Genomic DNA, 17,999 nt, shown 5'->3' with positions numbered 1-17,999 from the left:
ATGCGCGTTTCACGAACCCGTCTTTCAATTCCTTCGCCTCAAACGACCTGACTCAGGGGACGCCATGTCACTCGAACCCTTCATCGACTCGAAACCGTTCACGTTCGGTATCGAGCTCGAAATGCAGATCGTCAATACGCACGATTATGATCTGACCAAAGCCGGCACGGATCTGCTGCGCCTCATCAAGGACGAAAAAATCCCCGGCAATATCACGCCGGAAATCACCGAAAGCATGATCGAGCTGTCGACCGGCATCTGCACGTCGCACGAACAGGCGGTCACCGATCTGCGCAAGATTCGCGACACGCTGGTGTCCGCGGCCGATCATCTGAACGTCGGTCTGTGCGGTGGCGGCACCCATGCTTTCCAGCAATGGAGCGAGCGGCAGATCGTCGATACGCCGCGCTTTCAGTATATTTCCGAGCTATACGGCTATCTCGCGAAGCAGTTCACCGTGTTCGGCCAGCACGTGCACATCGGTTGCCCGAATCCGAACAGCGCGCTGTATCTGCTGCATTCGATGTCGCGCTTCATCCCGCATTTCATTGCGTTGTCCGCGTCGTCGCCTTTCGTACAGGGCGTCGATACCGGATTTCATTCGGCACGTCTGAATTCCGTGTTCGCGTTTCCGCTGTCGGGCCGCGCGCCGTTCGTGCTGACGTGGGACAGCTTCGAGGAGTATTTCTCGAAGATGGTCCACACGGGCGTGGTCAACAGCATGAAGGATTTCTACTGGGATATCCGTCCGAAGCCGGGCTTCGGCACGATTGAGGTCCGCGTGATGGATACACCGTTTTCGGTGGATCGCGCCGCGGCGATCGCCTGCTACATCCAGACGCTTGCGCGTCATTTGTTGCTCGATAAGCCGATCATGCCGCAGGAAGACGACTATCTGGTCTACACATTCAACCGTTTCGAAGCCTGCCGCTTCGGACTCGGTGGCATCTGCATCAATCCGCAAACCGGTGAACGCAAGACGATTTCCGAAGATATTCTCGAAACGCTCGAACAGATCGGACCGCATGCGGAAGCGCTCGGCTCGGTGAATGCGCTGGCCGAAGTCGGCGCGATCGCGCGCGGTCAGGTCAACGACGCGACGTGGCTGCGCAGTGTGTTTGCGCAGGAAAAGTCCTTGCACGAAGCGGTACGCCAGCAGTGTCTGCAATGGCGCGCCTAGTCGCGAAGACTTCATGAAACCGTTTGCGTGCGCCAGCTACGCGACGTTCCGACGAAACCCGCCGCGTGTGGGTTTTTTTTCGTAAGAAAATTTTTATGGTTTTTCGCGCGCGCAACCCTTCAGGTTTTTCGAAAGCTTACGTATACCAGCGTAGTAGTCGTAAGCAGGCATTGCCAAAGGCTGTGGACAACTGAATAATTTCCTGCAAAGTCAACGCGCTGGGGAAATGATAACTGGGCTCGTAAAACGGGCTCCGGCCACGCCTGGCAAGCGCAACCGAGGAAACGTTCAACACGCTGCAAGTGCTTGTTGCAAAACGGTACACAGGCTGTCCAAACGTTTTCCCCTGCTTATCCACAGCTCGCGTTGGATAAGTTAGCTGTACGATTAGCCGCTGTCGCATAGAATGTCGTTTTTCGCCGCCTTCGGCTTCCAAGACGGTGTATTTTTGAGATAGTACAAACGGTTTCATCCGCGGTTGGACGAAGCTACCCCACACACGCAACGGGTGTACTCCGGCAGGCAGCCGCCGGCATTGCACCAAAGCGGTAAATAAACGAATCGAAGATTATGAGCGAAGGCGTATACGGAGAACAGGCAGCCGGGCGAGTGACCCACAGCCTCTTGCGATTGAGCACGGCGATGCGAAGCCAGGCTTGGGAATGGGCGGAAGGCGCGGGCCTTACGCCGACCCAGGGCGAGATCCTCGTGCTGTTGATGCAACGTAAGGGGCCGATGCGTCTCGGCGAAATCGCGCGTGAAACGGCGCTGACTGCCGCGACCACCAGCGATGCGGTCAGCACGCTCGAGACCAAGGGCCTCGTCGAAAAGCGTCGCGCACTCGACGACGGTCGCGCGCTCGCGGTACGTCTGACCTCGCGTGGCCGCACCGCTGCCAAACGCGCCGCGCAATGGCCGGACTTCCTCTCGAAGGCGGTCGGTACGCTGCGCGACGACGAGCAGTCCGTGTTCTATCGCACGCTGCTCAAGACCATCTATCAGCTCGAAGCGCAAAACACGATTCCGCCGCATCGTATGTGCCTGAGCTGCACGCATTTCCAGCCGAGCAAGAATCCGAAGAAGACGCCGCATCACTGCGCGCTGCTCGACCTGAACATGTTGGACACCGATGTGCGTCTCGACTGCTCCGTGCATGAAACGGCGGACGTTGCCACCCAGAAGAAGACGTGGAAGATCTTCGCCCAATAACCGGCGTCTTCCTGGGCAATCCGCTAACATGGCCTGGCCGGCGACGGCGGGCGGTAGGCGCCGCCTGCTTGCCGGCTGGTGCCGTGCAAGGATAAAGTCGCTGGCGGCAGGTCGTTAGTCAACCTGAAGATAGGGCAGGCCGATGAATCGGGAAGTACTCGCCATCCGCCATGTGCACTTCGAGGATCTGGGCAGTCTCGAGCTCGTGCTCGGCGAGCGCGGGCGTCCGGTCCGTTATCTCGATGTGGGCGTTGCCCGTATCGAGGCGCCCAATCCGGTTGCCGCGTCGCTGGTGGTCGTGCTGGGCGGCCCCATCAGCGCTACCGACGACGCGCTGTACCCCACGCTCGCGCCGCTGCTGTCGTTGATCGAAAAACGCATCGCGGCCGGTCTGCCGACACTCGGTATCTGCCTTGGCGCACAACTGATCGCGCGGGCGCTCGGTGCGCGCGTCTACCCCGCGGCTCAGGCCGAACTCGGCTGGACGCCGCTCAAGCTGACCGATGCCGGCCGCGCCTCGCCGCTGCGTCATCTCGATGGCGCTCATACCTCGATGCTGCATTGGCACGGCGACACCTTCGATCTGCCGGCCAACGCGACCCGTCTGGCATCGACCCCGGCTTGCGAGAATCAGGCCTTCGCATGGGGCGATCACGTACTGGGCTTGCAGTGTCATCCCGAGATCCGCACCGATCGGTTCGAACCTTGGCTGATAGGGAATGCGAACGAACTCTCGGGCCACGGCATCGACGCGCGTCAGTTGCGCGCCGACACCGGCCGATACGGTCCCGTGCTCGAAGCCGCCGCGTGCCGCATGTTCGGCGAATGGCTCGATCACGTCGAGACGCAAGCCTGAATGGCTAGCCGAATGGCGACGTAAGCGTCCAGCCAGGTGCCACGTTCATGCAGTAAACCGCGTGCGGTGCTATCCTCGATCGCTCTCGGGCTTTCACTGGGCGTAATCCATGAGCGCGCTTTTCTCTCCGCTCACGCTGCGTAGCGTGACGCTTCCCAATCGGATCGTCGTCTCCCCAATGTGCCAGTACTCCGCCGAACGCGGCGAAGCGACCGCCTGGCACATGATTCACCTCGGCGGTCTCGCGCTGTCCGGCGCGGGCATGCTGTGCATCGAAGCAACCGCCGTCGAGCCGGACGGGCGCATCACCCCCGGCGATCTCGGCTTGTGGGACGACGCGACCGAAGAGGCGCTCGTGCCGGTGCTGGCCGCGATCCGCAAGCATTCGCACGTCAACGTGACGATGCAACTGGCGCACGCGGGCCGCAAGGCATCGAGCCACGTGCCGTGGGAAGGCGGCCAGCTGATTGCGGTGTCGCAAGGCGGGTGGCTGCCGCATGCGCCGTCGGCGCTGCCGCACAAGCCGGGCGAGGAGCCGCCGCTCGCGCTCGATGTCGTCGGCCTGAACCGGATTCGCGAGGCGTTCGCCGCGTCCGCGCGGCGTGCCGCGCGTCTTGGCATCAATGCGCTCGAAGTGCATGCCGCCCATGGCTATCTGCTGCATCAGTTCCTGTCGCCGATCGCCAATCAGCGCACCGACGACTACGGCGGCTCGGTCGAAAACCGCATGCGTTTTCCGCTCGAAATCTTCGACATCGTGCGTGCCGCATTTCCTGCCGACAAACCGGTCGGCGTGCGCGTGTCGGCGACGGACTGGGTCGAAGGCGGTTGGACGCTCGAAGACACGATCGCGTTTGCACACGAGCTGGAAAAGCGCGGCTGCGACTGGATCGACGTGTCGTCGGGCGGTGTCTCGCCGCTGCAGCAAATTCCGCTCGAGCCAGGCTATCAGATTCCGTTCGCGAAGGCGGTCAAGCACGCAACCGGTCTGACGACGATCGGCGTCGGACTCATCACTGATCCGCTGCACGCCGAGCAGCTGATCGAAACGGGCGATGCCGATCTGATCGCGCTGGCTCGCGCGCTGCTCTATAACCCGCGCTGGCCGTGGCACGCCGCCGCTAACCTCGGTGCGACCGTCGAAGCGCCGCCGCAGTACTGGCGTTCACAACCGCGTGAGCAGAAAGCGCTGTTCGGCGACATTTCGTTTGGTCAACGGTGACGCCCGTCGCACGTTGAACAAACGCATCGGCTGACGGTTGAAGGAAGCCGTGGACAACGTGTAGGATGCCGGTTGTGGCGCGGTGCGCGTCGCAAGTCGACGCGGCGCTTTCAGGGCGCCGCGTTTGCTATTCGCGTCAGAAAAAAGCCGCGCGCACGACGTGCCTGACGATTGCCAGATTTGATTCCCCAGTTCTTCACAAGGATTCATTCAATGAATTCACGCAGGATCGCCGTGCGCCGTTCGGGTGTGCACGGCAAAGGCGTGTTTGCTCTCGAACCGATCGCGGCCGGCGAGCGACTGATCGAATACAAGGGCGAGCGGATTACCTGGAAAGAAGCGTTGCGCCGCCATCCGCATAATCCGGCTGAACCGAATCACACGTTTTATTTCGCGCTGGATAACGGCAAGGTCATCGACGGCAAGGTGAACGGCAATAGCGCGCGCTGGATCAATCATTCATGCGCGCCGAACTGCGAAGCCGAGGAAATCGACGGACACGTGTACGTGCATGCGCTGCGCGATATCGCGGAGGGCGAGGAAGTCTTTTACGACTACGGCCTCGTGATCGACGCGCGTCAGACGAAAAAGCTGAAAAAGGAATACGAATGCCGCTGCGGCGCGCGCAAGTGCCGCGGCACGATGCTGGCACCGCCGCAGAAGGGCAAGGGCGGCGGCAAGTCGGGTAAAGGCGCCGACAAGGGGGAAAAGTCGAGCAAATCGGCGAAGAAATCGAAGAAGAAATGAGCCGCGGGTCGGTGCGCGGCGGTAGCTGTCTGCGCTGATCGAAGCGCTGAGGCGAACGCCGCCGCGGCAGCCGGGCAAACCTTCTACAAATCGACCGGCGCCGAGTGCGCCGGTTTTTTCGTCGCGCGCCGTGCGTTGGCATCGTTGGCGGTGGCAGCGCCTGCGGACGCACCGGGCGGCAGCAACGGAATCCTCACGATAAAGCGTGCGCCGCCCTCCGGTGCGTCCTCGTAATGCACGCTGCCATGATGCAGCACCATGATGTCGTGGACGATCGCGAGGCCCAGACCTGCGCCGCTGTCGACGCCCGCCTCGGTCTGCCCGTCGCCGCGGAAGAATCGCTTGAACAGATCCGACTGCTGCGAACGCGGCACGCCCGGCCCGTTGTCTTCGACGACGATCTCGGCCATGCGCAGATCGTCGATCAGCGTCTGCGAAACTGTGACCGTGATACGCCCGCCGTCGGCCCGCGAAGGCGGCACATACTTCAGCGCGTTATCGAGCAGATTCGCGATCACTTCATGGAGCAGCACAGGGTTGCCGCGCGCCATCAGCGGGTCATCGTTGGACGGATCGTCGAGGCGCTGGAAGCCGAGGTCCACGTGTACCGGTAGCGCGCGCGGCACCCATTCGGCGCCGGTGTCGAACGCGAGCGCGGCCATGTCGACATTGACGAAGCGGGCCGCCTGTTCGCCCGGCTCGGCACGCGCGAGCGACAGCAATTGATTCGACAGCCGCACGGCGCGATCGGCCGCGGCGCGCAGTTCGCGCACGGCAGCGAGCGTCTGCTGTGGATCGCGTGCGACGACCGCCTGCTCCGCATGCAGCTTCACGGCGGTGAGCGGCGTGCGCAGCTGATGCGCGGCATCGGCGATGAATTTACGTTGCGCATCGAGGGCGGCTTTCAGACGATCGAGCAACGCGTTCAGCGCGCCCGTCAGCGGACGGATCTCGACCGGCACATAGGTTTCGTCGACCGGCTCGAGCGACGTGTGCGTTTGCCGGTTCAGCGAATCGGCGAGCGCCGTCAGCGGATTGAGCTGCTGATTGACGACGCGCCACACGATCACCCAGCCGGCTAGCAGCAGCAGCAATAACGGCATCATGATCGCGATGAGGAACTCGGCGGCGATGCGGAAGCGGTGATGCACGGGCTGGCCGACTTCGACGACGATCGGATTACCGCTCGGCTGATCGACGCGCACCTGAGCGACCCGCACGGTCACGCCTTCGTGCTGCGTCTCGAACACGTACGCGTAATGCATGCGGCGCACGTTGGTGCCTTGCAGCGGCAGATTGTGATCGCCGGCGATTTCGGTGTCGCCGGTGCTGATCCGGTAGACCAGATGTTCGACCGGGTCGGAGAACATCGCCTGCGCGAGCGGCGGCACCGTGATCGGCGCTTCCGGTCCGGCAATCTGGATCTGTTTGGAGATCGCGGTCGCGAGGTCCGCGAGCGAACGGTCGACCACGTGCTGCGTGTACTGCCATGCGAGCCAGTAAGCGATCAGGCCGCTCATCAGCGCGAGCAGCGACAGGGGAGCAGCGAGGCGCCGCAGCAGCGTGCGGCGCAGACTATTGGCGGCCGGCTGGTGCATGATCGAACGCGCGGGAAAGTTGTGACTGCGGTGGCAACTGCGGTAGTAATGGCGCGAGGCGCCTTGAGACGGCCCGGGGCCCGGCACAAGGCGCCCCGGGCACAGCCGATGCGCGGCGCCGCTCCGGCGCCGTCAGGCCGCGACGCAATGCGCGGCCTTCACGACGATCATGCGGCCTGGCGAATTTCCTGCAACAGGTAGCCAAAGCCACGCACGGTGACGATTTCGACACGGCAGTTCTCGAGCTTCTTGCGCACGCGGTGCACGTAGACTTCGATCGCGGTATCGCCGAGGTCGCCGCCGAAGTGTGTCAGATGATCCTGTAGTTGCGCCTTGCTGACGACGCGGCCGTGACGCAGCAGCAGCATTTCGAGCACCGCGAATTCGCGCGGCGACAGTTCGAGCGGTTTGTCGTCGTTGAAGATGCGGCGGTCGACGCCCGACAGCCGCACGCCGCCCAGCGACACTTCCGGACGCGGCATGTCACCGTGCGGACCGCTGCGGCGCATCACCGCGCGAATACGCGCTTCGAGCTCGGCCGGCTCGAACGGCTTCAGCATGTAGTCGTCCGCGCCCGAGTTCAGGCCTTGCACGCGGTCGTTCAGTTCGTCGCGCGCGGTCAGGATGATCACCGGCGTGTGACGGTTGCTCTGGCGGAAACGCGACAGCAGCGTCATGCCGTCGATGCCCGGCAGACCCAGATCGAGGATCACGAGTTCGTGGCGATTTTGCGTGAGGGCCTGCTCGGCAAAGATGCCGTCATGGACCATGTCGACGGTGAAGCCGGCTTGTTCGAGACTGCTTTGGATGCCGCGTGCGATGGGGCGGTCATCTTCGATCAGAAGGAGTCGCATGGATTTCGCTCAAGTACAATGGGTTTAGGCGTTTGGGCAAGCGGTTCGCCGGGGCGCCTGCTACACAGCCAGCGTGCGAAGCGGCGGCAGACGCGCCACGAAGCAGCTGTCGAGCCGAATCGAAGCACCGTGCCAGCCATCACGAAGTCATGTCCGAGATCAGCATTCACGAACTGGAAGCCGCGATCAACTTCTGGCGCACCCGCTCACCTTCAAGCGGCGACGAACACGTTCTGTGCAAGGAGGCAAGCGCGCTCTCCAAGCCGTATGCGCTGCTGATTGTACAGCGTCAGCAGTCGCTATCACTCGATCGTTTCGACCCGATTGCAAGGCAGGCCTGGGAAGCTTACGTTCAACTTAAGAATAGCCTGTAGAACTGAAGGTTTACCTAAGGAATTGCCTGCATTGTCCTTTCATGGTCACCTGATTAGGCGGCGAGTTATGCATAAACACGCATAAAGGCCCGTAATTATTGGTATTACATAGTAATCCCGTCGATGAATGCGGCAAGCGCGATGTCGCGTTCGGTCACGCCGTTCGCTTCATGGGTGGACAGCGTGATGTCGACCTTGTTGTACACGTTGAACCACTCGGGATGGTGGTCCATCTCCTGCGCCTTGATCGCGACGCGCGTCATGAAGCCGAAGGCCTCGTTGAAGTCGGCGAACTCGAACGCGCGGCGAATCGCATCGCGCTCAGCCACGCTTTGCCAGCCATTCAGTTTCGCCAGTTGCTGGGTTCGCTCGTCGGAAGTCAGTTTCTGAATCATGGTGTTACCTCGCTCGTCGAACTCGCTCGCCGGCAGGCGGACGAATCCGTCATTTTTTCATGGTTGCGCAACGCTCGCCGCACGCTGGGCCGGATCGGTTTGCGATGGCTTTTCGTTCAAACGTCGCCGCCGGTGTTCCAACCCTCGCGGGTGCCACGCGTAATCACGCAGTCGCCGTCGAACAGGTCGCCCGCCGCGTAGGCAGGCGCGTTGACGTCTTCGAAGGACGGCACGCGCTCCGACGGCAGGCCGATGCGCTCGACGCCCGCGAAGAATTCATCGCAGACACGGCCTTCGAGCAAGGCTGTTTGGCGCGCGTACAGTTGTCGCCAGCCCGCATGGTCAACCGTGCCGTAGCACTCAAGCGGCTGATCGATCGTGAAGTCGGCGCGGGTCTCGAGACCGGCGTCGAACTGTTCCTTGAGTTTGGCGGTGCTGGCGGTGGACATGGCGAGGCTGCCGTAACAAGACGGATTGCATGAGATCGGTGTATGCGAGTGTAGAGCGGAGCACGTGCGGAAAGGGCGCAAGTTTCGCGTATAAGCGGATAGTTATGCGATAATCGCGTGTTAAATGGCAGATTAATGCGGGATATCACCATGCTTGAACTCGACCACTTCGATCTCGCGCTGCTCGACGTGCTGCAGCGCTTCGGCCGCGCCACGCATCAGCAGTTGGCGGAGCAGGTGCCGCTGTCGCCGTCGCAGATCGGGCGACGCCTGCAACGGCTGGAACAGGTCGGCGTGGTGGATGGCTATCGCGTCGTGCTGCGGCCCGAAAAGCTTGGGCTTGGCGTCACCGCTTTCACGAGCCTGAAGCTGAAGCATCACGGCGATTCGATCATCGAGCAGTTTCAGCAGCAGATCGACTTGCTGCCCGAAGTGCTCGAATGTCACGCGGTCGTCGGCGATGCCGACTATCTGCTGCGCATCGTCGCGCCGGATCTGAATTACCTGTCGACCTTCGTGATGAAGAAGCTGATGCGCGTGCCGGGTGTCGATAGCGTGCGCTCGAATATCGTGCTGACCACGTTCAAGCGCAATGGGCCGTTGCCGCTCGGGCATCTGGCGCCGGGGGCGGCGGCGGTTTGAGCGTTCGAAGCCGTTGCCGGCAGTGCCGACTGACAGGAAGAGGGAGCCGCGCATGCGTTGCCGCGGCCCCTGCGGTGACGGGATCTCTATGCCGCCCGCTTTGGCTCGTCGTCGGCATTCAGCAGATCGACATACGCGACCGGCACCAGATCCGCTTCCGATACGCCAAGGCTCTTGAACATCGCTTGTGCTTCCGCGTGGCCGCCTTCTTCGTCGTCGTCCTGCGCGAGCACCACTTCGAGTTCGACGAAATCGCCGAGACCGTCGACGCGATCCAGATGAATCCGCGTGCGCCCGCTCAGATATACGTGCCGCTCTTTCGAGACGATGCCGCGCGTGGTCAGCGCGGTCGCGAGCAGCGCATGCATCGCTTCGGGATTCGTCACCGGACTGCGCGTGTAGTACGACGCCTTCGGGCCGTCGCGGTCGTCGCGCTGATAGAAGATCAGCTCGGCCGGCGTGCCGTCGTCGAACTGGCGCAGCTTCAGGCGGCCGCGCGGCACGTCGTAGAAAAAGTCCTGCTGGCGGAAGATCAGCGGCGCGTCCGTCGCGAGCTGTGCGGCGCGCTCGCGCAGTTGGTCGAAATGCTGGGCGCGGGCTTTGATTTCGATGTTGCGTGCCATGTCAGGCTCCTGTGGATGGGGAAGTGAGCGGCGGCTCCGGAGTTGCTGGTGTTGCCGGGCGGAGGCCGCCGGGAAGGACGAAGCCAGGCGGAACGGAAAGCTGCGAGGGCGCTGCGCGAGCGCAAACCGCTAATCTAGCAAAAACTTCGTGACGGAGCGGTTTCAGCTCGGCGGACAAGTGGGAGAGGGCGGGCATTAGCGAGACTCATATCGCAACGCGTCAGACCGTCCCCGCTCAAATCGCCCACTGCTGTTCGATCAGCTTCAACGCCGCCGCGATCGCTGGCTCGTCCTTGCGCTCGTCGAGCGTGATGAAGCTCAGCTGCGTCGGCACCGTTATGCCATCGACGATCGTCAGCGCGTGCGCATGCGCCTCCGCGATCGCGGTTGCATCGCGCGCAAGCGTGAGACCGACGCCCGATTTGACCAGATCGAGCATCGACGGCTCCTGGTCCACCTCGGCCACCTTGACCGGCTTCACACCGGCTTCGCCGAAACAGCGCGACAGCAGCCGGTTGTGCGCGGACGCCGGCGGCGTCCAGATCCACGGCAGCGCCGCGAGCGAGCGCCAGTCTCGCGCACCCTTCACGCGATCTTTCCAGCCCGCCGGCGCGAGCACGCGATACTGGAAATGCGTGAGCGTGACCGCGTGAAACGTGGCGCCGTCGTGCGTCTCGTCGTCGGCGGGCAGGCCAATGTAATAGCCGACGTCGAGCTCGCCCGCGCGAATCTGTTCGCGCACCCAGCCCGACATGCCGTGGCGCAGCGCGGTTTCGATCTGCGGCCAGGTCTCGACGAGCTGCTTCAGGAAACCGCCGAGGCGCAAAAACTCCGGGTCGAGAATGGTGCCGATGCGCAGGCGCCCGCGTACTTCCTGGCGCAGCGTCTGCGCCGCCCGCTGCACGTCGGCTGCCGCGCCGAGCGCGCGTTCGGCATGCGGCAGCAGCGCCTGGCCGTCGCGGGTCAGCGCGAGCCCGTGCGAAGTCCGCGTGAACAGCGTCACGCCGAGCGTCTCCTGCAAGTGCTTGATTTGCAGGCTGACGGCAGGTTGGGTCAGATGCAGTTGCACCGCGGCACGCGTAAGGTTGCCCTCGCGTGCGACGGTGACGAAGGCCCTAAGGAGAGTCAGATCCATATGCTGATATTAGCGCGGCTTATAGCGCAGTTGAGCATTACTTATTGGATTTGTCGCTCGTAGGGGCCGTACGCTTGGTGTTCAGCACGCTTGTGCGCGCGGCATCGAGCGCGAAGCGGAAGATTTCACAGGAAAGAGGAACGAGATGAGCGAGACATATTCCGACGCAACCGCGCAGGACGAGGCCACACGCAGCGCGGCGAGTGCACGCGCGCTGAGCCATTTCATCAACGGCAAGACGGTCGAAGGCACGAGCGGGCGCTTCGGCGACGTCTTCAATCCGGCCCTCGGCAGCGTCAGCGCGCGCGTGCCGCTCGCGAGCGTCGCCGAGGTGGACGCCGCGGTCGCTGCCGCCAAAGCCGCGTTTCCCGCCTGGAGCGAAACCGCGCCGATCAAACGCGCGCGGGTGCTGTTCAAGTTCAAGGAACTGCTCGACCGTCATCACGATGAGCTCGCGGAGCTGATCACGCGCGAGCACGGCAAGGTGTTTTCCGACGCCAGGGGCGAGGTGATGCGCGGCATCGAGATCGTCGAATTCGCGTGCGGCATCCCGAATCTGCTGAAGACCGATTTCACCGATCAGATTGGCGGCGGCATCGACAACTGGAATCTGCGGCAGCCGCTCGGCGTGGTCGCGGGCATCACGCCCTTCAATTTCCCGATGATGGTGCCGTGCTGGATGTTCCCCGTCGCGCTCGCGTGCGGCAACACTTTCGTGCTGAAACCGTCCGAACGCGATCCGTCCGCGTCGAACCGGCTCGCCGAACTGCTGAAGGAAGCGGGCCTGCCGGACGGCGTGTTCAACGTCGTGCACGGCGACAAGGTCGCGGTCGACGCGCTGCTCGTGCATCCGGAAGTCAGCGCGCTGTCGTTCGTCGGCTCCACGCCGATCGCCGAATACATCTACACCGAAGGCACGAAGCGCGGCAAGCGCGTGCAGGCGTTGGGCGGTGCCAAGAATCACCTCGTCGTAATGCCCGACGCCGATCTCGACCAGGCCGTCGACGCCCTGATCGGCGCCGCCTACGGCTCGGCCGGCGAGCGCTGCATGGCGATTTCGGTGGCGGTCGCGGTGGGGCATATCGCCGATGAGCTGATCGAGCGTCTGACGCCGCGCGTGAATAGCCTGAAGATCCTCAACGGCATGGAAGCGGCGGCCGAGATGGGGCCGCTCGTCACCGGCGCGCATCGCGACAAGGTGCTCGGCTATATCGACGCTGGCGTCGCCGCGGGCGCGAAGCTCGTCGTCGATGGGCGCGGTCATCAGGTCGCGGGGCACGAGAAGGGTTTCTTCCTCGGCGGCACGCTGTTCGACGACGTGTTACCCGACATGAAGATCTACCGCGAGGAGATTTTCGGACCGGTGCTGTGCGTCGTGCGCGTGCCCGACTTCGCCTCCGCAGTCGAACTGATCAACGCGAATCAGTTTGCGAACGGCGTGTCCCTGTTCACGTCCGACGGCGGCATTGCACGCGCGTTTTCCCGGCAGATCGAGATCGGCATGGTCGGCATCAACGTGCCGATTCCGGTGCCGATGGCCTGGCATTCGTTCGGCGGCTGGAAGAAGTCGCTGTTCGGCGATCATCATGCGTACGGCGAGGAAGGCGTGCGGTTTTACACGCGCTACAAGAGCATCATGCAGCGCTGGCCTGACAGCATCGCGAAGGGCGCCGAATTCACGATGCCGGTCGCCAAGTAAGCTAGCGGCTTTGCGCGGCATCAAGTCGGCAAGCGCGCCAGGAAAACAATAAAAGCGCAATAAAAGCGTTTCGCGGCGCATGCGTGGAAGCGATCGAGCAGCCACGCGTGCGCCGCAAAGATGCTTAGGAGGCTGAACGATGAGTCATAGCGACAGTACGCCTCGCGCCGCGCGGCGACTCGAAGGCGAGTTCGACTACGTCATCGTCGGCGCGGGTACCGCCGGCTGCGTGCTGGCGAACCGGCTCACCGAAGATCCCGACATCCACGTGCTGCTGCTCGAAGCCGGGGGGAAGGACGACTATCACTGGATTCACGTGCCGGTCGGCTACCTGTATTGCATCGGCAATCCGCGCACGGACTGGCTGTACAAGACCCAGGCCGAGCCGGGTCTGAACGGCCGCACGCTGTCGTATCCGCGCGGGCGTGTGCTCGGCGGCAGTTCGTCGATCAACGGCATGATCTACATGCGCGGTCAGCGGGAAGACTACGACGAGTGGGCGCGTGTGACGAACGACAGGACGTGGTCCTGGAACGCGGTGCTGCCGGTCTTCAGGCGCAGCGAGGATCACCACGGCGGCGCCAACGAAGCGCACGGCGCGGGCGGACCGTGGCGCGTCGAGAAGCAGCGCCTCAAATGGAAGATTCTCGAAGAGTTCGCGCAAGCCGCGCAGCAAACCGGCGTCCCCGCCACCGACGATTTCAATCGCGGCGATAACACCGGTGTCGGCTACTTCGACGTCAACCAGAAGCGTGGCATTCGCTGGAATGCGTCGAAGGCATTTTTGCGGCCCGCGTTGAAGCGGGAGAACCTCACTGTCATCACCGGTGCCCACACGCAGCGTGTCGTGTTCGATGGCCGCCGCTGCACCGGAGTCGAATATCGTGGCGGCGAGGTCGACTATCTCGCCAAAGCGCGTTGCGAAGTGATCCTTTCCGCCGGCGCGGTCAACTCGCCGCAACTGCTCGAATTGTCCGGTGTCGGCAATGGCGCGCGTCTGCAGAATCTCGGCATCGAGGTCGTTCAGGATCTACGCGGTGTCGGTGAAAATCTGCAGGACCATCTGCAACTGCGCATGGCGTATCAGGTGCAGGGCGTGCGCACGCTGAATACGATGTCTGCGCACTGGTGGGGCAAGCTGATGATCGGCATGCAGTACGCGTTGTTTCAGAGTGGACCGATGTCGATGTCGCCGTCGCAACTCGGCGCGTTCGCGAAGTCCGACGCCGACGATCGCTCTCTGTCGCGACCCGATCTCGAGTATCACGTGCAGCCTTTGTCGCTTGATCGCTTCGGGGAACCGCTGCATCGCTTCAATGCATTCACGGCTTCGGTGTGTCAGCTGCGCCCCACGTCGCGCGGCAGCATTCATATTGCGTCGGCCGATGCTTGCGCGCCACCGTTGATCGCGCCGAACTATCTGTCGACCGACTACGACCGCCACGTCGCCGCGAACGCGCTACGTCTGACGCGTCGCATCGTCGCGGCGCCCGCGCTCGCGCGCTATCAGCCGCGGGAGATCCTGCCGGGCCTCCAGTATCAAAGTGAAGAAGAATTGCAGCAGGCCGCGGGCGCGGTCGGCACGACGATCTTCCATCCGGTCGGCACCTGCCGCATGGGCACGACCGACGATCCCGCCGCGGTCGTCGACAATCGGCTACGAGTTATCGGAGTCGAGGGCTTGCGTGTCGTCGATGCGTCGGTGATGCCCAACATCACGTCAGGTAACACCAATTCGCCGACGCTGATGATCGCCGAGCGCGCCAGCGACATGATCCGCGAGGATCGTCGCGCGCGCGTGAGCGGCAGCATGGCCGCGCATACCGGTGTTGCCGCGTCGATGTCAGCTGTGTGACATGACTCGGTGAGCGCACCAGTCAGGTTTTCCGCCGCGTACGTGAAGCGTGTGAACCGCGCGTCACATACGCACGGCGCGGGCCTCGTTCCCTAAGTGCAAATCCCAATGATTGCGCTGCATCATTGGCGCGACAATGGCAGCCATGCTGCGTGCCGCGCCATGGCTCACCGTCCGGATTGGTGCAGCACGCCAACGAGCGGCAAGGGGTGCCGCAAAAATAACAAGTCGCGCGGAGCTTCGCGCGGAAAGATCGTAGTGCTTCGCCTTACTCCGTATGGAAGGGAACATGATTCTCGGCGATACGATTCTCGAAACGCGCGGTCTCACCCGCGAGTTCAAAGGCTTTGTCGCCGTGAACGGCGTGAACCTGCGCGTGCGCCGCGGCTCGATCCATGCGCTGATCGGCCCCAATGGAGCGGGCAAGACCACCTGCTTCAATCTGCTCACCAAATTTCTCGAACCCACCGCGGGCCAGATCGTTTTCAACGGTGTCGATATCACTGGCGAACGGCCAGCTCAGATCGCGCGGCGCGGCATCATCCGTTCGTTCCAGATTTCCGCGGTATTTCCGCATCTGACGGCATTGCAGAACGTGCGCATCGGGTTGCAGCGCTCGCTCGGCACCGCGTTTCACTTCTGGAAGAGCGAGCGTACGTTGCGCCGTCTGAACGATCGCGCGATGGATCTGCTGACCCAGGTCGGCCTGACCGATTTCGCCGATGTGTTGACGGTCGAGCTCGCCTACGGCCGCAAGCGCGCGCTCGAAATCGCGACCACGCTCGCGATGGAGCCGGAACTGATGCTTCTCGACGAGCCCACGCAAGGCATGGGTCATGAGGACGTCGATCGCGTGACCGCGCTGATCAAGAAAGTGTCGGCCGGACGCACGATCCTGATGGTCGAACACAATATGAATGTGATCGCCGGTATCTCCGACACGATCACCGTGCTGCAACGGGGTGAAGTGCTCGCCGAGGGCAGCTACGCGGAAGTGTCGAAGAATCCGCTCGTGATGCAAGCCTACATGGGCAGCGCCGACGCGGCGCTCGCCGGAGCCCACGCATGAATACGACGGTCGAGCGCGAAGGCCTCGAAGCGAACGAAACGAAAAGCGGCGCACCCGCGCTGGAAATCGCGGGACTGCAAGCCTGGTACGGGGAATCCCACATTCTGCACGGCGTCGATCTGTCGGTCGGCCGCGGCGAGGTCGTGACGCTGCTCGGGCGCAATGGCGCGGGCCGCACCACGACGCTACGCGCGATCATGGGCCTCACGGGTCGCCGTACCGGCTCGATCCGTATCGACGGACGCGAAACGGTCGGCTTGCCCACGCATCGCATCGCGCATTGCGGCATCGGCTATTGCCCGGAAGAGCGCGGCATTTTTTCGAGCCTGTCGTGCGAGGAAAATCTGCTGCTGCCGCCGCCCGTCGGCGACAAGGCGCGCATGATGTCGCTCGAGGAAATCTACGCGATGTTCCCGAATCTGCACGAGCGGCGCATGAGTCAGGGCACGCGGCTCTCGGGCGGCGAACAACAGATGCTCGCGGTCGCGCGGATTCTGCGCACCGGCGCGAATCTGCTGCTGCTCGACGAAATCTCGGAAGGGCTCGCGCCCGTGATCGTGCAGGCGCTCGCGCGCATGATCGTTACGCTGAAGGCGCGCGGCTACACGATCGTGATGGTCGAGCAGAACTTCCGCTTCGCCGCGCCGCTCGCGGATCGTTTCTATGTGATGGAGCACGGCATGATCGTCGAGCATTTCGGGGCTAGCGAACTCGAAGGCAAGATGCCGGTGCTGCACGATTTACTGGGCGTATAGACACGGACACACGCGCGCCCGACTGCCTCTGATAACCACAAGCGAAGAACCAGGAGACATGCATGAAAAAGAACCCACTCGCGCGAATTGCCTCGCTCTGCTTCGCGGTCGCCGCCGGCACCGCACTGACGCTGGGCAGCGCGCAAGCGGCCGACGATGCTGTAAAGATCGGCTTCATCACGGACATGTCGGGGCTGTACGCGGATATCGACGGGCAGGGCGGTCTTGAAGCGATCCGGATGGCGGTCGCCGACTTCGGCGGCAAGGTCAACGGCAAGCCGATCACGGTGCTGTACGCGGATCACCAGAACAAGGCGGACATCGCGGCATCCCGCGCTCGCGAGTGGTTCGACCGCGACGGCGTGGACATGGTGATCGGCGGCACGAACTCGGCGACCGCGCTGTCGACTAACACCGTCGCGGGCGAGAAGCACAAGGTCTATATCAGCGTCGGCGCCGGCGCCGATACGTTGACCAACGAGCAATGCACGCCGTACACGATCCACTACGCATACGACACGACCGCGCTCGCGAACGGCACGGGCTCGGCCGTGACGAAGCAGGGCGGCAAGACCTGGTACTTCCTGACGGCAGACTACGCATTCGGCAAGGCGCTCGAAAAAGCGACCGCGGAGGTCGTGAAGGCGAACGGCGGCCAGGTGCTCGGCGAGGTGCGTCATCCGCTGTCGGCGTCGGACTTCTCATCGTTCCTGTTGCAGGCGCAGGCGTCGAAGGCACAGGTCCTCGGCCTCGCGAACGCGGGCGGCGACACGATCAACGCGATCAAGGCCGCGAAGGAATTCGGCATCACCAAGACGATGAAGCTCGCCGCGCTGCTGATGTTCATCAACGACGTGCACAGCCTCGGTCTCGAAACGACGCAAGGTCTGGTGCTGACCGACAGCTGGTACTGGAACAAGGACGCCGACACGCGCAAGTGGTCGCAGCGGTACTTCGACAAGATGAAGAAGATGCCGTCGAGCCTGCAGGCTGCCGACTACTCGGCGGCGATGAACTATCTGAAGGCGGTGCAGGCGGTGGGCTCGACCGATCCGGACAAGGTGATGGCGCAGTTGCACAAGACGAAGATCGACGACTTCTACGCGAAGGGCTACATCCGTCAGGACGGCAGCATGATCCACGACATGTACCTGATGCAGGTGAAGACGCCGGCCGAATCGAAGGAGCCGTGGGATTACTACAAGATCACTGCGACGATTCCGGGCGATCAGGTCTTCACGACCAAGGCGCAGACCCGCTGCGCGCTGTGGAAGTAAGCGCGGGCGCAGTAAGCGGTCGAGGACCGCGCAGACCTGAGAGAACCGCCGGCGCTGCAG

At 63.1% G+C, this 17,999-nt stretch carries 17 protein-coding genes and 1 pseudogene; 12 read left to right on the top strand and 6 right to left on the bottom strand.

The genetic code is table 11. The features are described 5' to 3' along the window. Positions 1 to 64: 64 nt before the first annotated feature. The 5 genes from OKW26_RS33835 to OKW26_RS33815 all read left to right on the top strand — a co-directional run bounded on the left by OKW26_RS33835 (position 65) and on the right by OKW26_RS33815 (position 5,214). The gene (locus OKW26_RS33835; protein ID WP_429356355.1) at positions 65 to 1,180 is read left to right on the top strand and encodes a YbdK family carboxylate-amine ligase; all 1,116 of its coding nucleotides are present in this window, start codon (positions 65 to 67) and stop codon (positions 1,178 to 1,180) included. A gap of 570 nt (positions 1,181 to 1,750) precedes the next feature. Beyond that, complete coding sequence (locus OKW26_RS33830) at positions 1,751 to 2,389, top strand: MarR family winged helix-turn-helix transcriptional regulator (protein WP_184060989.1); 639 nt, start codon at positions 1,751 to 1,753, stop codon at positions 2,387 to 2,389. Positions 2,390 to 2,531: 142 nt separating this feature from the next. Continuing rightward, the gene (locus OKW26_RS33825) at positions 2,532 to 3,245 is read left to right on the top strand and encodes a glutamine amidotransferase (RefSeq protein ID WP_429356354.1); all 714 of its coding nucleotides are present in this window, start codon (positions 2,532 to 2,534) and stop codon (positions 3,243 to 3,245) included. A gap of 109 nt (positions 3,246 to 3,354) precedes the next feature. Further along, the gene (locus tag OKW26_RS33820; protein ID WP_429356353.1) at positions 3,355 to 4,467 is read left to right on the top strand and encodes an NADH:flavin oxidoreductase/NADH oxidase; all 1,113 of its coding nucleotides are present in this window, start codon (positions 3,355 to 3,357) and stop codon (positions 4,465 to 4,467) included. Positions 4,468 to 4,680: 213 nt separating this feature from the next. After that, on the top strand, positions 4,681 to 5,214 hold the full coding sequence (locus tag OKW26_RS33815; protein WP_018418882.1) for an SET domain-containing protein: 534 nt from the start codon (positions 4,681 to 4,683) through the stop codon (positions 5,212 to 5,214). Positions 5,215 to 5,297: 83 nt separating this feature from the next. Here the strand turns inward: OKW26_RS33815 and OKW26_RS33810 are convergent, their stop codons facing one another. Next, positions 5,298 to 6,812 carry a sensor histidine kinase gene (locus OKW26_RS33810; protein ID WP_429356352.1) on the bottom strand — a complete coding sequence of 505 codons (1,515 nt, stop codon included), beginning with the start codon at positions 6,810 to 6,812 and terminating at the stop codon, positions 5,298 to 5,300. Positions 6,813 to 6,979: 167 nt separating this feature from the next. Beyond that, a complete protein-coding gene (locus tag OKW26_RS33805; protein ID WP_013090980.1) occupies positions 6,980 to 7,666 on the bottom strand; it encodes a response regulator in 687 nt (228 codons plus the stop codon). Between the two features lie 149 nt (positions 7,667 to 7,815). Here OKW26_RS33805 and OKW26_RS33800 point away from each other — a divergent pair, with 149 nt between their 5' ends. Then, entirely contained in the window at positions 7,816 to 8,040 is a 225-nt protein-coding gene (locus OKW26_RS33800; protein ID WP_090802357.1) for a DUF3717 domain-containing protein, read from the top strand. Between the two features lie 104 nt (positions 8,041 to 8,144). Here the strand turns inward: OKW26_RS33800 and OKW26_RS33795 are convergent, their stop codons facing one another. Continuing rightward, positions 8,145 to 8,435, bottom strand: a complete 291-nt coding sequence (locus OKW26_RS33795; protein WP_187612237.1) for a 4a-hydroxytetrahydrobiopterin dehydratase — start codon at positions 8,433 to 8,435, stop codon at positions 8,145 to 8,147. 209 nt (positions 8,436 to 8,644) lie between these two features. Then, positions 8,645 to 8,884 (bottom strand): annotated as a pseudogene (locus tag OKW26_RS33790) (phenylalanine 4-monooxygenase); the annotation flags it as partial. Between the two features lie 150 nt (positions 8,885 to 9,034). Here OKW26_RS33790 and OKW26_RS33785 point away from each other — a divergent pair. Next, positions 9,035 to 9,526, top strand: coding sequence for an Lrp/AsnC family transcriptional regulator (locus OKW26_RS33785; protein ID WP_090805519.1), 492 nt, complete (start codon positions 9,035 to 9,037; stop codon positions 9,524 to 9,526). 86 nt (positions 9,527 to 9,612) lie between these two features. On the opposite strand, the gene OKW26_RS33780 is transcribed toward OKW26_RS33785, so the two are convergent. Then, positions 9,613 to 10,149 (bottom strand): class IV adenylate cyclase, encoded by a 537-nt coding sequence (locus tag OKW26_RS33780; protein WP_018418876.1) that lies wholly within the window; start codon positions 10,147 to 10,149, stop codon positions 9,613 to 9,615. 235 nt (positions 10,150 to 10,384) lie between these two features. Beyond that, a complete protein-coding gene (locus tag OKW26_RS33775; RefSeq protein ID WP_184051684.1) occupies positions 10,385 to 11,284 on the bottom strand; it encodes a LysR family transcriptional regulator in 900 nt (299 codons plus the stop codon). A 145-nt stretch (positions 11,285 to 11,429) separates the two neighbouring features. On the opposite strand from OKW26_RS33775, the gene OKW26_RS33770 reads away from it, so the two are divergent. The 5 genes from OKW26_RS33770 to OKW26_RS33750 all read left to right on the top strand — a co-directional run bounded on the left by OKW26_RS33770 (position 11,430) and on the right by OKW26_RS33750 (position 17,939). Beyond that, a complete protein-coding gene (locus tag OKW26_RS33770) occupies positions 11,430 to 12,983 on the top strand; it encodes a CoA-acylating methylmalonate-semialdehyde dehydrogenase (RefSeq protein ID WP_429356351.1) in 1,554 nt (517 codons plus the stop codon). A gap of 139 nt (positions 12,984 to 13,122) precedes the next feature. Further along, entirely contained in the window at positions 13,123 to 14,838 is a 1,716-nt protein-coding gene (locus OKW26_RS33765) for a GMC family oxidoreductase (RefSeq protein ID WP_429356350.1), read from the top strand. A gap of 289 nt (positions 14,839 to 15,127) precedes the next feature. Next, positions 15,128 to 15,907 (top strand): ABC transporter ATP-binding protein, encoded by a 780-nt coding sequence (locus OKW26_RS33760; protein WP_018418872.1) that lies wholly within the window; start codon positions 15,128 to 15,130, stop codon positions 15,905 to 15,907. Continuing rightward, positions 15,904 to 16,662 carry an ABC transporter ATP-binding protein gene (locus tag OKW26_RS33755; protein WP_184036876.1) on the top strand — a complete coding sequence of 253 codons (759 nt, stop codon included), beginning with the start codon at positions 15,904 to 15,906 and terminating at the stop codon, positions 16,660 to 16,662. The genes OKW26_RS33760 and OKW26_RS33755 overlap by 4 nt, the downstream gene beginning before the upstream one ends. A 62-nt stretch (positions 16,663 to 16,724) precedes the next feature. Further along, the gene (locus tag OKW26_RS33750) at positions 16,725 to 17,939 is read left to right on the top strand and encodes an ABC transporter substrate-binding protein (protein WP_184060997.1); all 1,215 of its coding nucleotides are present in this window, start codon (positions 16,725 to 16,727) and stop codon (positions 17,937 to 17,939) included. Positions 17,940 to 17,999 lie beyond the last annotated feature (60 nt).

Source organism: Paraburkholderia sp. 32 (assembly GCF_050435345.1).
In the GTDB taxonomy this organism is placed as follows: domain Bacteria; phylum Pseudomonadota; class Gammaproteobacteria; order Burkholderiales; family Burkholderiaceae; genus Paraburkholderia; species Paraburkholderia tuberum.
Note: the sequence above shows the minus strand (reverse complement) of the source record. Positions and strands in the feature narration are given on the sequence as shown.

Coding starts and splice junctions, on each gene's coding strand:
- OKW26_RS33835 (WP_429356355.1), top strand. CDS start 65: ATGTCACTCGAACCCTTCATCGACTCGAAACCGTTCACGTTCGGTATC.
- OKW26_RS33830 (WP_184060989.1), top strand. CDS start 1,751: ATGAGCGAAGGCGTATACGGAGAACAGGCAGCCGGGCGAGTGACCCAC.
- OKW26_RS33825 (WP_429356354.1), top strand. CDS start 2,532: ATGAATCGGGAAGTACTCGCCATCCGCCATGTGCACTTCGAGGATCTG.
- OKW26_RS33820 (WP_429356353.1), top strand. CDS start 3,355: ATGAGCGCGCTTTTCTCTCCGCTCACGCTGCGTAGCGTGACGCTTCCC.
- OKW26_RS33815 (WP_018418882.1), top strand. CDS start 4,681: ATGAATTCACGCAGGATCGCCGTGCGCCGTTCGGGTGTGCACGGCAAA.
- OKW26_RS33810 (WP_429356352.1), bottom strand. CDS start 6,812: ATGCACCAGCCGGCCGCCAATAGTCTGCGCCGCACGCTGCTGCGGCGC.
- OKW26_RS33805 (WP_013090980.1), bottom strand. CDS start 7,666: ATGCGACTCCTTCTGATCGAAGATGACCGCCCCATCGCACGCGGCATC.
- OKW26_RS33800 (WP_090802357.1), top strand. CDS start 7,816: ATGTCCGAGATCAGCATTCACGAACTGGAAGCCGCGATCAACTTCTGG.
- OKW26_RS33795 (WP_187612237.1), bottom strand. CDS start 8,435: ATGATTCAGAAACTGACTTCCGACGAGCGAACCCAGCAACTGGCGAAA.
- OKW26_RS33785 (WP_090805519.1), top strand. CDS start 9,035: ATGCTTGAACTCGACCACTTCGATCTCGCGCTGCTCGACGTGCTGCAG.
- OKW26_RS33780 (WP_018418876.1), bottom strand. CDS start 10,149: ATGGCACGCAACATCGAAATCAAAGCCCGCGCCCAGCATTTCGACCAA.
- OKW26_RS33775 (WP_184051684.1), bottom strand. CDS start 11,284: ATGGATCTGACTCTCCTTAGGGCCTTCGTCACCGTCGCACGCGAGGGC.
- OKW26_RS33770 (WP_429356351.1), top strand. CDS start 11,430: ATGAGCGAGACATATTCCGACGCAACCGCGCAGGACGAGGCCACACGC.
- OKW26_RS33765 (WP_429356350.1), top strand. CDS start 13,123: ATGAGTCATAGCGACAGTACGCCTCGCGCCGCGCGGCGACTCGAAGGC.
- OKW26_RS33760 (WP_018418872.1), top strand. CDS start 15,128: ATGATTCTCGGCGATACGATTCTCGAAACGCGCGGTCTCACCCGCGAG.
- OKW26_RS33755 (WP_184036876.1), top strand. CDS start 15,904: ATGAATACGACGGTCGAGCGCGAAGGCCTCGAAGCGAACGAAACGAAA.
- OKW26_RS33750 (WP_184060997.1), top strand. CDS start 16,725: ATGAAAAAGAACCCACTCGCGCGAATTGCCTCGCTCTGCTTCGCGGTC.